This is a genomic window from Solibacillus faecavium (assembly GCF_014836905.1).
Lineage (GTDB): Bacteria > Bacillota > Bacilli > Bacillales_A > Planococcaceae > Solibacillus > Solibacillus faecavium.
Map to the genome: position 1 here is coordinate 146,677 of NZ_JACSPZ010000004.1, position 12,898 is coordinate 159,574.

Annotated in this window: 19 protein-coding genes; 2 read left to right on the forward strand and 17 right to left on the reverse strand. The window is 36.3% G+C overall.

Annotated features, from left to right (window positions below; all coding sequences use genetic code 11):
- Positions 1-13: 13 nt before the first annotated feature.
- Positions 14-619 (forward strand): HNH endonuclease, encoded by a 606-nt coding sequence (locus H9635_RS09965; RefSeq protein ID WP_191700114.1) that lies wholly within the window; start codon positions 14-16, stop codon positions 617-619.
- A gap of 23 nt (positions 620-642) precedes the next feature.
- Here the strand turns inward: H9635_RS09965 and H9635_RS09970 are convergent, their stop codons facing one another.
- The 7 genes from H9635_RS09970 to H9635_RS09995 form a co-directional block, all read right to left on the reverse strand.
- Complete coding sequence (locus tag H9635_RS09970; RefSeq protein WP_191700116.1) at positions 643-1,875, reverse strand: N-acetylmuramoyl-L-alanine amidase; 1,233 nt, start codon at positions 1,873-1,875, stop codon at positions 643-645.
- Positions 1,868-1,981, reverse strand: coding sequence for a 60S ribosomal export protein NMD3 (locus tag H9635_RS19245; RefSeq protein WP_225231238.1), 114 nt, complete (start codon positions 1,979-1,981; stop codon positions 1,868-1,870). The genes H9635_RS09970 and H9635_RS19245 overlap by 8 nt, the downstream gene beginning before the upstream one ends.
- The gene (locus H9635_RS09975) at positions 1,981-2,241 is read right to left on the reverse strand and encodes a holin (RefSeq protein WP_191700118.1); all 261 of its coding nucleotides are present in this window, start codon (positions 2,239-2,241) and stop codon (positions 1,981-1,983) included. Before H9635_RS09975 ends, H9635_RS19245 begins: the two co-directional genes overlap by 1 nt.
- Before the next feature lie 12 nt (positions 2,242-2,253).
- Positions 2,254-2,676, reverse strand: coding sequence for a hypothetical protein (locus H9635_RS09980; RefSeq protein WP_191700120.1), 423 nt, complete (start codon positions 2,674-2,676; stop codon positions 2,254-2,256).
- A gap of 293 nt (positions 2,677-2,969) precedes the next feature.
- Entirely contained in the window at positions 2,970-3,845 is an 876-nt protein-coding gene (locus H9635_RS09985; protein WP_191700122.1) for a PIN domain-containing protein, read from the reverse strand.
- A gap of 107 nt (positions 3,846-3,952) precedes the next feature.
- Positions 3,953-4,141, reverse strand: coding sequence for a hypothetical protein (locus H9635_RS09990; RefSeq protein WP_191700124.1), 189 nt, complete (start codon positions 4,139-4,141; stop codon positions 3,953-3,955).
- A gap of 58 nt (positions 4,142-4,199) precedes the next feature.
- Positions 4,200-4,613, reverse strand: coding sequence for a helix-turn-helix domain-containing protein (locus tag H9635_RS09995; protein WP_191700126.1), 414 nt, complete (start codon positions 4,611-4,613; stop codon positions 4,200-4,202).
- Between the two features lie 244 nt (positions 4,614-4,857).
- On the opposite strand from H9635_RS09995, the gene H9635_RS10000 reads away from it, so the two are divergent.
- Positions 4,858-5,250, forward strand: a complete 393-nt coding sequence (locus tag H9635_RS10000; protein ID WP_191700128.1) for a hypothetical protein — start codon at positions 4,858-4,860, stop codon at positions 5,248-5,250.
- Between the two features lie 73 nt (positions 5,251-5,323).
- Here the strand turns inward: H9635_RS10000 and H9635_RS10005 are convergent, their stop codons facing one another.
- The 10 genes from H9635_RS10005 to H9635_RS10050 are packed head-to-tail and all read right to left on the reverse strand — an operon-like array spanning position 5,324 to position 12,843.
- Positions 5,324-5,473, reverse strand: a complete 150-nt coding sequence (locus H9635_RS10005; protein WP_191700130.1) for a hypothetical protein — start codon at positions 5,471-5,473, stop codon at positions 5,324-5,326.
- A gap of 59 nt (positions 5,474-5,532) precedes the next feature.
- Positions 5,533-5,835: a hypothetical protein gene (locus tag H9635_RS10010; RefSeq protein ID WP_191700132.1), complete on the reverse strand. Its 303-nt coding sequence runs from the start codon at positions 5,833-5,835 to the stop codon at positions 5,533-5,535.
- Positions 5,832-6,644: a hypothetical protein gene (locus H9635_RS10015; protein ID WP_191700134.1), complete on the reverse strand. Its 813-nt coding sequence runs from the start codon at positions 6,642-6,644 to the stop codon at positions 5,832-5,834. Before H9635_RS10015 ends, H9635_RS10010 begins: the two co-directional genes overlap by 4 nt.
- The gene (locus H9635_RS10020; protein ID WP_191700136.1) at positions 6,644-7,192 is read right to left on the reverse strand and encodes a putative phage tail protein; all 549 of its coding nucleotides are present in this window, start codon (positions 7,190-7,192) and stop codon (positions 6,644-6,646) included. Before H9635_RS10020 ends, H9635_RS10015 begins: the two co-directional genes overlap by 1 nt.
- A complete protein-coding gene (locus tag H9635_RS10025; protein WP_191700138.1) occupies positions 7,185-8,273 on the reverse strand; it encodes a baseplate J/gp47 family protein in 1,089 nt (362 codons plus the stop codon). The genes H9635_RS10020 and H9635_RS10025 overlap by 8 nt, the downstream gene beginning before the upstream one ends.
- A complete protein-coding gene (locus H9635_RS10030) occupies positions 8,270-8,680 on the reverse strand; it encodes a DUF2634 domain-containing protein (RefSeq protein WP_191700140.1) in 411 nt (136 codons plus the stop codon). Before H9635_RS10030 ends, H9635_RS10025 begins: the two co-directional genes overlap by 4 nt.
- On the reverse strand, positions 8,680-9,057 hold the full coding sequence (locus H9635_RS10035) for a DUF2577 domain-containing protein (protein WP_191700142.1): 378 nt from the start codon (positions 9,055-9,057) through the stop codon (positions 8,680-8,682). The genes H9635_RS10030 and H9635_RS10035 overlap by 1 nt, the downstream gene beginning before the upstream one ends.
- Position 9,058: 1 nt before the next feature.
- Positions 9,059-10,021: an XkdQ/YqbQ family protein gene (locus tag H9635_RS10040; protein WP_191700144.1), complete on the reverse strand. Its 963-nt coding sequence runs from the start codon at positions 10,019-10,021 to the stop codon at positions 9,059-9,061.
- On the reverse strand, positions 10,014-10,697 hold the full coding sequence (locus H9635_RS10045; protein WP_191700147.1) for a LysM peptidoglycan-binding domain-containing protein: 684 nt from the start codon (positions 10,695-10,697) through the stop codon (positions 10,014-10,016). The genes H9635_RS10040 and H9635_RS10045 overlap by 8 nt, the downstream gene beginning before the upstream one ends.
- Positions 10,690-12,843 (reverse strand): tape measure protein, encoded by a 2,154-nt coding sequence (locus H9635_RS10050; RefSeq protein WP_191700149.1) that lies wholly within the window; start codon positions 12,841-12,843, stop codon positions 10,690-10,692. The genes H9635_RS10045 and H9635_RS10050 overlap by 8 nt, the downstream gene beginning before the upstream one ends.
- Positions 12,844-12,898: the final 55 nt, after the last annotated feature.

Here is a 12,898-nt window from a genome sequence, read left to right on the forward strand (position 1 = left end):
GGAGGGAAAACTTATGGGAAGGAACAAAGGGTTAGATTTAATTGGTCAAGAATTCGGACGCCTGAAAGTTGTAAGTGATACAGGAAAACGGCATCCCAAGAGAGGGAAGATTTGGCTGTGTATCTGCGAATGTAACACAACCAAAGAGGTTGCTTCCACTTATTTAAAACGAGGGTCCGCTAAAAGTTGTGGTTGTTTACGTAGAGAGAGCAAAAGGAAAGGAATAACTTTTACCCAAAAAATTTATAACAAACCCACAGTTGAAGAAGTCATAGAATCTAAAAAACATGTAGAATATGCATTTGTGGAGGATGGTTTATTTTTAGTTTTTAAGGATAAATCCGTTTATTATATACGTGATAACTATGCATTACTAAGAAAAACGACACCATTAAATGAATATCAAATTGTGACCGTTGTTATTGATAAAAGGCAAAGACATTATTATATGCATCGCTTATTAGCATTAGCCTTTGTTCCCAATCCAGAATGTAAAAAAGTGGTGTCTTTTAGAGATGGAAATCCATACAATCTCGATATAGAGAACCTCTTTTGGTTATCTCAGAGCGAACTGATAAAAAACAATAATAAAAAAATAAAGCCCGGCACCACTGTTTAATGTAGTATCGGGCTTTATAATTATTATTTATGATTCTTCACTATGGTACCTGTAGCTAGTGCATCGACATCATCAGCAGTAATGGTACCATCTTCTAGTTTCTCACGCCAAATCTCATTATAGCCTGCTTTAATCGCTGCCTCTACAATAATTTTACGACGTGCAGCACTTTCGCGCGTAATATCATGCTCTGCTTTTAAAGTTCCTGAGCTATACACTTTTTCTTCCTCCTTATCAAAATTATCAAATTGAGATAGATTATTTGCTTCAATAATAGATATTAACTTACTGGCATACGCTGGGTCTGTTGCATAGCCTGCCTTTTGTAACTCCTGGCAAACAAATTTGTAATCAGTGTTGCCTATGATGGCTTTATAGCGTGGACGTTCCTTTAAAAACTGTGCATGATCTACAATGCTATGACCCCAACTATTGTATTTTCGCCATTTTGCATCTACCGTAATCCATTTACCGCTAACGTATTCTTTCGTAGGTAATGTAACAGTTTGACCTTTCCAGTCTGACGCTGCTTTAATACCAAATAAATTATTAGCTTTTATCGCTTTGTCCGATGTACCCCAACCACTTTCTAAAATTGCTTGAGCCATAACTACTGACGGTAAAATTCGATGCTGTGACCAACAACTGGCTACATGATCCTTTACCGTGTTTATGAAATGTGTTTGGTTATCCTTTTTTGGTGTAGGATCTGAAATTTTAACGCCAAAATAATTGTTAATCCCTTCATACGTTAATCGCGCTTGTTTTTCTATTTCAAAGGCAATGATTCTTTCATCGTTTAAATTGCTAATGAAGCCGTACTCGATTAATACTGCTGGCATCTTAGTTAAACGAATAACAGCAAAGTTTGCACGTTTCATCCCACGATCCCTTAGCCCGATACCTCTAACGATGTATTCATGTATCGCTTTCTGTAATTTAATCGTATTAGTACTAACTGAACCATTGAAAATGTATGTTTCGAAGCCGGTCGCTGTTTTATTAACAGCGCTGTTATCATGAAAAGAGATGAATATGTCTGCTCCCCATTCATTAGCTATCTTTGCTCTGTCATTAAGTGTCACGTAAACATTGGTACGTCTTGATAACTTAACTTCATATCCCTGAGCCTTTAGTTTCTTTTCAAGTGCAATAGCTACTGCTAATACGTTTTCTGCTTCCTTTGAGTTAGCACCGATTGCCCCTGGGTCATGTCCACCATGCCCAGGATCGATAAATATTCTCTTTTTACTCATCTGTAAACACCTCATTTTCAGGGGCATGGTAGCATTCTCCGCACATTGGCTCACCGTTGAACTTTTCTAATGGTTCGATTCCTTTTCCGCATACTACGCATTCCATTATTTATCCTCCTTTGCCACTTTAGTTAAATCAAATAATCCACATGCGGATAATCCAGCAATTGCTCCTGCAACCACCATCGTATAGTAATCGTAATCAGCAAACGGTGTAACAATAATGGCCACAAAAATACCGACTACAATTGATGTAATCGGCAAGTAACGTGCAGCAATTTTTGTAGTACGTTTAACCACCTCAATAAACGCTGTGACCAAGATTGTAATAGCAGATGCGATAATTAATAATGTAGTTAAATCCATAATAAATCCCTCCTATTTAAATATAGCCATAAAGGCTGCAACGATTGTAACTAATCCTCCACTACCAATAGCACCATATAATGCGACAGTTGCTTTATCCTTATTGTCCAATTTTTTAATGGCAATTTCTTTTTTTGCCTGCGCTTCAAATTCCATTTGTTTTAGTGCATGGTCGGCGAAAGGTTTTAATAAATCCCTAGTTTCCTTACCATCCTTCATAACCGTTACTTCCAAGTCCTTCTGCCCTGTTTGAACTTTTGCCATATCCGTTTTTATACTTGTTACTTCTTGCTTAAAAACCAAGTGTTCTTTTTCTAGTATTTCCAAGCGTGGCAAGATGTTTTCGTGAATGGCTTTTTCGTGATCTTCCACTGTTTTAAACATTGAACCACTTCCTTCTTCTGGCATTGCCCCCTTACCCCCAATTCTTTGCAATATAAAAGCCCTCCACAGATTGTTGTGGAAAGCCTAAAAAATTCATATCATTAACTATTCCCATCCTACGCTTATATTCCTACTGTATTTCTAAAATCCACCTACCTTCTCCCCAAACATTAACTACTTACCCCCAATTATTTCGCTATATATAAAGTATTTGTAAAAAAATGCTGTGTTACACAAAAATTTGTTTTGCGTAAGTTGTCCGCCTCTTTAACCAATTATAAGAAAAACCTTCTACAATGTAGAAGGCAAAAAAATTATAAATTAATATTTCATTTCAAATAATATTAATCAAAAAATTCTCCAGTATCATAAGAACCTCGGCATGATTTACAGTTAATCCACCAAGTTAATCCGCCATATGATGAACGGCCCCACGCACCAAATGTTTGTGTTGAACCGCAATTTGGACAGTAATTTTGGTCGTTTATTTTCTCTTGAATAGACTTTTCTGTTTCGATACTGATTAAATTTTCTTTAATATCATTTAGAGCTGTAGCGATATTGAGATAAAAATCAAGTTGTAAGTTAATTACTTGTGTTTCCAATTGAATATTAACTTGATCAATCAACTCTCTTAAATCCTCATGAAAATCAGAACCATTAAGGTTTGCAAAATCCTCCTTATTATCACTGATAAAATAGCTTTGGTTTTTTTGTCCCTTCATATATTCAATTAAACTAAAAATTATCAAGGAATCCCCCATGCTATTTTTATTTCTTGCAAATGGTTTTTTATTATTTAATGCATGTTCTACTGATTGATTCTTTACATCATCAATAATAGGCAATACCTCGGTATGAGAATGGTAAAGTAAATGCTCAATTTTTAGTACTCTTTCGTTTACCCCTTGATTGAAATAATCTTGCTTCTCTGTAACACTATCAATAAGCCCCTTTAATAATAAAGCGTCTGATGAATCTAAATAATTCTGAATATCATTAAAGTTTCTTATTTTCGCCCTTAAAGATTTGTTAAGCTTATTTAAAACTTTTTCTTCTTTATTCCTGTTCCATTCATCAATAATTACAATTGGTAAAACTAATATTATTTTTCTTGATTCAACTAATTCATTTAATTTTTCTAAAATTTCGTTACTGTTGCCATAAAAATCTGTCGCTAAGTTTATCCAAGTACACGTATCAATAGTAACTCTTGCCACCAATTCGAATCATTCCTTTCTTCGTACTCATACAGGAAAAGGTAGGATATTCATTTAATAATTTATTGCGCAAAAAAATTAACAAATACGCATTTTGACACGAATAATTATTTACATTTATTTTTATCTCCTGGTATAAATTCTCCTTTACACCAACGAACAAAATTCATCGAATGTAACAAGTAAGTTTTACTAGTATTTGATTTTAATAAACCATCTTTTTCAGTAGTTTGAATAAGCTTTTCATATTCATTTATCTTTTCGTCGAGCATTTTTATGAATTCATTTTTAGACATATCTCATCTCCCTTTTGCCTACTAAATTCGACAAAAGGAGAAATCTACCTTTAATTTTTTATTCTAGTATCAAACTTTTTTTTACATATCGTTTGTAATTAATGAAATCTATTGCTGCTTTTATTTCATCCTCTGTTATTTCCTCGCCCTCTAAAAGCAACTTCACATAATTCTTAGATTTAATATCTTCAAATTCCTCTAAATCTATTGGATATGAATATTTACTTTTAGTATCAATATTTTTCGAATAATTAACCGTCTCCATAAGCACGATAATAGATACCTCTAGTGCATTGGCTAAATCAAGATACTCATGAATTTCTGGGAGGAAATGAATTTCATTTTCATATTGCGATATAGCAGATTGGTTTTTATTTGTTCGTTTTGCCAATTGTTTTTGGCTCAATTTAAGTTCGTTTCTTCGCTTCTTTACATAATCACCGAATCTAATGTTTAGGTTTTCTTCTCTCATAAATTAAGCCCCTCGTTTCCAGTTTATAACTTTCATTGTAATCAAATGGTTATAAGGAGGCAATTTAAAATAATGTATTTCTGATATTTCATATTTCAGTTATTTATGAGTTACTCTACATTTTGGAACAGTTGTGAGACATCTTCCCTGTTTCTAATAAAATGATGATAAATATTTACTGTGTAAGTTTTTATATAATTGTATAATTGTCATATCATATATTTGAAAGGAGTGTTCTTTTCTTATGAAAAGATTCACCAAAGAAAGCCTATATAAAGTTTTACATAGTAAATTCAATGAATTTCTTGAAGATTCATATGATAAAAATACTTTTAACCGATGGTATCCTGTAGGACGTTATAAAAAAACGGCTAATGATAGTAATAAACCTATTTTCGTGAATTTTTCAAAGAAAGAAACTAAAACAAGTCTTTCAATTCACTTTGAACTATATGTTGCTCATGAATATCCACAAGATAATCAAGATACTCTTCTAAGAGGTCTTCTTTATAATGTAAAAGATTTCCTATATGACGATTTCTTAAGTGATCTTGAAACATGGAAACTTGATCCTTCTCTCGCTTGGGAAGAAAGCTTAGAGTCTTTTATAAAGCAAGCTAACAAAAAGTATCGTTAAAACTAAAGAGAGCCGTCTTCTTATGTATAAACGGCTCTCTAATCTTAGGTTTAATAATATTTAAGTAAACTACCTAAATTGCTGACGGGTCATATATCCCCGCTAGAAATTCAACTCCGCTGTCCTTTAAATGTTCATATACTTGTAGTTTTAATGTACTCGGTACTGCTTCAAATTCCAATTTCCCCAAAATCACTCGTTGTGCTAATAATAATGCCATCATATCTTCATCTCCTAAAATTTTATATAATATTTGATATAAAAAAGAACGATACAGATTCATCATGGAGTAATCGTCAGAATGATTTCTGTCAATACTTCCTCATGAAAATCCGTTCGTTCTGTTAATGCGTTGTTTTGTGCTTTTAATAGCTTATTTTCTTGCTCTAATTGAAGGATTCGATCTTTTTCATTTATTTCAGGCATATCAAATTCTTGACCTTCACCGAGTTCTAACTCTGTAAAATCAATAACGCCTTTAAAAGAAAAAACTTCAATATTATTTGTTATCCCTATAATCGAATCTTCATATTTATAGATTTTTTCTGCGCTTAATTCTAAATCACCAAAGAGCAGCTGTTTCATCGAATAACCCCTCCCGCCCAGGTAGTTTCGGCTGTAACCGTAGCCCCTGGCATATTACCGTCCTTGCCTATTGTAGAGCCTCCATAACAGGAAAGTCCTGTCCGGTTATTAGAGCCCCCTAGCCCAGCGACGTACACTATTGAATTAGCCGCAACATAAATTGCTACATCGTAAGCCGATATTGTACAACCGTTTATCATTACGTTAGCGTGAAAGACAGATATTCCGGTACTGCCGGTTACTGGTGTGTAGGCACCTGTTATTAAGTTAGTTACTTGAACAAACCGGCTTGTGGAGATTGTTAGACCGAAGTTACTCAGCCCCGTGAAGTTGGTGCTTAGGCTATATACCCGGATTACTGCCTCACAGTCTCTCACAGTCACGCTCTGTATTTTAACTTCGGTATTGATGCCGCTGTTACTACTTAACTCCAAAGTACCGAATTGGAAGCCCTCTACAGTGACAGGCTCGGGGTACGTGCCCGCGTCTACGTATATTCTAACGACCTTGCCGCCCAGATTCTTCTTTAAACTGTTTATAGCACTTTGAATTGTCTTAAACTCACGAGTATTCCCTACATTAATGGTACGACTTTTAGTTTCTGAGTGAGGATTAATTTCGTCCAAATGCGTAGTAACTTTGGTTTCTAATTCACTTAAGTCTTGCTCGATTTGTGTTAAATCATCATTTTCCTGTAGTTCTTTTAATGCAGCATCAATTTTATCCATATTTCCGTTAGGGACTGCAACATCGTAAAACTGCTCAGGAGCTGGTTTAACTAACTTGAAATTCGGTGTTTGTCCAGCCATTAGTTAAGCACATCCTCTCTTAAATGTTTATGTGTAAATGCTGCTAATTGAGCATGAGTGTAACGTGTAAGCATAATGTGCTGGTTATATCGAAGTTCTACCGTCAAAATCATATTTTGAGGAGTAATACGCTCAAGCATTAGTTCAACAGCTTCAAACTGCCCTTTCACAGTTAACTCTAGCTTCACCTTTAGCCATTTTTCAGCTACATTACGTTCGTAGTAATACTTCCCCTCGCCTAGTAAGCTATCAAGCAATTGTTTTAATACCTTGTTAGTATAAGGGGCTTGTTCCTGATAACGTGACAATAATCTAAATCGACGCGTTTCAATGGTATCTGTCGCTGGTACATTGAGCTTCAGCATTTTTTCTAAGCGCGATAAACCACTGTCTGTAGCAGTTACAATAAATTGATCATTTAATATATCCTCAATTTTTTGCCACAATCCATTTAGTATTGGCGTCTCTACAAGAGCAACGGCTTGAATCTCCTCAATTTCCTTAAAGATTTGCGGTAGATAACCAAGAAAGTCAACTTCTCTAGCCATTTATAACACCAACCTTTGGAATGGCATCAGGCGCAATTTGAACATTAGCAGTCCCACCATTTAATTGAGTATTTGCAATGTCCAGGACACCCGAAACATTTAACAAGCGATATTCTATTTGACTGATACGTATAACAAGACCAGCGTTATCTTCTTCACTTTCAGCCCACTCTTTAGCTAGTTCCACGAAGTAATCCTCAATAACGCTTTGAACATTTGCTTGTATATCATCCCAAGTCCATCCAGCTTGATACGTAATGTTGAGACCAATATTAATACTCACTTCATCAACTGCAAACACTGTGACGCTATGGTCAATTGGTGCATACCCTAATCCCTCGCCCTGTGCATACAATGGATCTACAGCTTCTTGTACATCAGCTACGAGCGTTTGCGTTGGTTTTTGATAGAGTGAGTTAATTATGACTAACTTTACTGTGCCCCCGCCACCCCATGCGCGATATACACGTACACCACCTACACCCGGTTGAGCTAATGTCTTTTCTTTATAATCAGCTCGATTCCCACCGAAAGATACGGAGCCAAAACTGTTAAAATAACGACGGCGCATTACTTCTGTATCTTCTTCATCTTCACCTGGGACAAGTAACTCAACTAATTGGGCCGTTTGCAAACCATCAATATAATTGATTGGAATTAGGGTACCGTATTCTGTATTTCCAATAACTCCGTAAGTTTCACATTCTAAAATAAACTGTCCATTACTAATCTTCTCAATGACTGTATAGTTCAGTCGATCTAAGCTAAAACGAGCACCAATTGGTACATCTATATTAAAGATAGCTCGCCATTTCGCTTTAGTTGCTGGCTTTGGAGTTAAACCTCGTTCTGCCATACGTCGAATTAAAGTCTCTCTAGGAGCTGTATCAGCAAATACCATATCGACATAGTTTTTTAAGGTTGTTAGCATCTGAATGATTTCAATACTGTTTACAGCGGTAGCGTTATATAACGGTGAGGTTTCACGCATATCCAAGCGTTCATCAAGTTCAGCTACATTAGTTCTTTTAATGGCTTGTATATCTTCAAGAGTTGAATCTAAATTAAACGGCTGTGTCATGCATAAATCACCTCTCTTTCTGCTTCAATTTCTCCATAAATCGAACGGACAATAAATTGCACATGGACCTTATTTTTATTAGTGGTTACTACAAAAGAATCCACATCATTTATACGGTCATCTTGTAATAAGCATTCTTTAATTCTTCTCGGTGCTTCACTGGCAACATAAGCTGTTGGCATTCCGAATAAATCCTTTAATTCAACGAAATTGTTCCAAGAATAGATAATATGATCATAACGTTCAATAGAAAGCATAATAAAAATCGCTTGTTTCAATGCTTCTCTTTCATCGATGAAACCTGAACAGCGATTTTTATTAAAATTTATATAATGCGCTTTTGTAGGCTCGACCACTTCCTCAAAGTCTGCAGTTAAACCATCATTTTCAATCTGTCTTGGTAGCATCAAACCACCTCTTTATCAATTATTAAATACTGCTGACCACCATGTGCACGGATCATTGTTACCTTATCCCCAATAATCAATCCATTGTGTATTAGAAACTTTTTACGACCTTTGTATTCATGATTATGAGATGCATATGCTGCATCACCCGAACCACCAGTACGATTTTCTGTTAAATGGTCCACTGTCATATCCACTTCATAATCCATAACAGCACGTGTTAATTTAAGTTGCTCTTGCTCAAGTAAAAGCTTTTGGTCTACACGAACTTTTAATGGAGCTATTGATTCAACTGTTCCGTAAACAATATCCGTTAGCTTTTGGGCATTTACAGCATCCAGTACAACTTTTCTCAAAGCGCGAATAATATCAGACATATCACGCAACAAAATCACCGCCAATCAATTTCAAATCCATTCGATGATCTGATTCATAAAAAGAATGTTTTACTGTTTCGACCATCATAAAATTAGCAACAGTTAAGTCGCCAAGATACATTTGCACGCCTAATGTTGAACCACCTCTTACACGTGGGTCTCCAAACACTTTATTTATGTGCAGCTTACGTGATTTTTGATTATACAGTGCTAACAGTGCATCAGCTTTTACTTTGCCATTCTCGCCCTCATCAACACTTTCAGTTAACTGAAGTACACCCCATTGATTTATATTGGCGCTATCCTGAGCAATAAATATTTCGCGTTTACCGGTCTTTTTATTTTCACGGGACAACTTAATTTTATTGTGTGTATTTTCATCGATGGAAGTGGTGTACTCAAATGTTTCGCCACTATCTTCATCCACTAGAATATCAAGCTTTAATTGCTTAATGTTGCGATAATTTAACTTTCCGTAATCATCATAAAGCACAAATAAATTACCTGTATTTTTCGTAGTTATTGCACCAGCGTTATCCATAATCGTGAATAACTCTTGATTATCTTCAACACGAGAAGCAATGACAAACTTTGTATCTGCTATCATGCCACCTTGTAAACCAAAATCAGCAATGAGCATCTGAAGAACCTGAGCTGCCGTTTTATTTTTATATACATAGGTATCTTTGTTTTTAAAGTAGCGCAATTGATCATAAGCCGTAACGGATATAATGCGATTGTTGGTACGCTTTTTCGTAAATACAAATCCAGCGAAGATTTTATCACCGTCATAATCAAAGCGGACCATATCTCCTTCATGGAAGCCTAATAGTTCATCTTTAATTACGTTAAACGTTAATTTACCAGGCATCGACTTACGATGTGTCTCCCATATAATAGGCTCTTGTACGGCAACATCAAAGATACGGCCACGTGATAGTATGAGCAATTGATACTTACCCAAGTTTAATCACCTGCCCGGCTCTAATTAAATTGGGGTTAGATAAATTATTAAGCTTTGCTAAATCATCGGTTTTCGCACCATTACCTAATTCCTTTTTAGCAATTGACCATAAAGTATCACCTGCTTTGACAGTATACGTTTTTGGTGTCTGCTTGCCTGTTGTCGGTCTTGATTTCTCTACAGTGACCTTTTGTTTAGGTTGTGCAGAACTAGCCGTATTTGAAGTGCTAGAAGCTGATTTAATGTTTAACTTTTTGGTACCGAATGGACGGAATTGTTTTAAAGAGATTGTTGTTTTGATGTCAAAACCATTCTCAGCATCTTCATCAATCGTATAGTCCTCAATTGATACCGTCATATTCGTATCAAATAATAAAGAGCCGTCCGGTTTCATTCGATTAACAATGAACTGGAAAGGCTCTTGAGATACTTTTAATTTTTCGAGATGGTCTAAAAAATATGAAGCTGATTGAAATCCGCTTGGATATACAGCAAATGGATATTTAACGTTGGGGAACTCAACTTCAAATTCTATATCAGTAAGACCAGCCTTTTTTAACAGGTTAACTTCACCTTCATTAATTAAAGTAATCGTTTCATTTTTATTGTTAACTTTCATACTCATAGCAGATGGAGCGACAGGAAGCTGTACACCATCCATAAAAAAGTTATACATCCGTATCGTCCCCCTCTGCTAATACTGCTACTACTTCCTCGACTTTTTCACCAAAACGATCAATAACCCCATCGATATCCATTTCGGAATTGATGTGGTTCTCATTTTTCATATCTACTTTAATTTCGGCTGTAGTATAGCGGTTAATGGCTTCACGATCAGCTAAATCGCGAAGATATTTTAATTCATTGGCTGTGCCATCCATCGATTTTGCCATTTTTGCTGTGTTGCCGGCTGTTTTCTCGGCCGCTTCCTTTGAAGATGGAGATTCACCTAAATTATTCATAAGGCTTTCCCAATCTATAGCAGCCGCCTGTTTATTTGATTGTTTTTGAGCGCCGCCTTCAAATAGATTAGCACCCCAATCGTGACCAGTATTATAAGCATCCGTAATATCAAAAGTTTTCATCTGGAAGTCCGAAGCAACCATTCTATCAATCTGATATTTATTTTCACCCAGCACTTCAGCAGACCAACTTTCCAGATTACTTCTCCACCCACCTACTGCACTAGCTAAATTTGATCCAAATACAAAGTCAATACCTCTAGCGATACTTTCTAAAATTCCTAGTACGTTATCACCTAGTTGAACAAACATACGTCCGATAGCAGATAAGTCACCACTAAATACATTAACCAATCCTTCTGCTACAGTGACTGCTACATTATAAATATTGGCATACGCTTCCATCGCTACATTCCATATATAGATAAAAACGTTTGCTATAGTGGCTCCGAGTGCCAGAAACACTCCAGCTACAACTCCAGTCGCACTAATTGACGTACCAGCAAAATGATTTACAGCTGCCACCGCGACATAAAATAGACCAATTAGTAAAATGATTGCCATGATAACCCAAAAAATTGGATTAGCCGCTAATGCGGCGTTTAGTCCTAGCGAAGCTGCAACCATCGCCCATGTAGCACCTGTCCCGGTACCCATTGCCGCTGCGTAAATCAATGAAGCTGTTGCGCTAATAGCTGACCATGCTACAGTTGCCATTTGTGCTAACTTCATAGCTGTGAGAGCTCCAACGTATATCAAAACAGCAGATGTAGCAGTGCCGATAATCGGCGCAATTAACGACCAATTATCATAAACAAAAGCACCTACGCTCGTCATTATATCAAAGGCTGCCGTTGCAACTCCTGCGATTGTATACAAAGAATTGGTCATGCTATTCATTAGCTCTTGCATTCGTGTGCTATTTGCCACTTTGTTTATTTTTAGGAGAATCGGTGAAAATGCGTCTACTGCGTAGTTTTTCATTTTCGTCCAAATTTGACTCCATGTTATCGGCATACTTTCGAAAGCGGCATTTGTATCTTCTGCAGCATAAAACATAGCCTTTTTAATGATTTCGGCAGTGATTATACCATCCGCAGCTAATTTTTTAATGTTAGAAGCATCAATATTAAATGCATCCTCTAAATAACGCTGTATATTAGCTACAATCGGTTGTGCATTATCAAGGATTGCATTTAACTCTTCCCCCTGTAACCTTCCAGCTGCCATAGCTTGCGTAAGCTGAAGCATGACAGATCTAATTCCTTCCGCCGATGTACCTGAATTCGAAAAGGTTTTGTTCAATTGTTCCGCAAAAGCTACGATTTCTTCATTACTACTGAAAGCGGCAGCAGCTTGTAAACCCAACTTACCAACCATGTCTGCTGTAGCTTGATAAGGTGCATATGTTCGTTGTGCACTTTCGTAAATCATACGTTGCAGTTGCGCTGTCGTTTGTAAACCATCATTCATTAAGTTTAAACGCGCTGTAGTATTTGTCATTTCATCCGACAAATCGATGATCCCCATAACGGATTGAAACGACAGATAAGCGCCTACAATAGCCAACATCTTACTCAACATAGCATTGGCAGCAGAAGTACCATTCTGGATTGAATTATTTAAATTATTTTGTTGAATATTAGCTTGACTTATTTGTGTTTCTATCTGGTCAAACGCTTGTTCAGCTCGTGCTAATTCACGCCTTGCGATTTCTATACTCGATACATCAACCGCATTACCTGATGCTCGTTGTAAATGTTCAAAACTATTAATAGTCGCTTGCATCGCAACATTCATTGCCTTAAACGCTTGTGATAAACCATCTTGGATTTGAATTGCTGTACGTATGGTTGCCACTTTAAAACCTCCTTTCAAACATAAAAAGAGCGCAACTTTATAGTTGCCCTCTCTT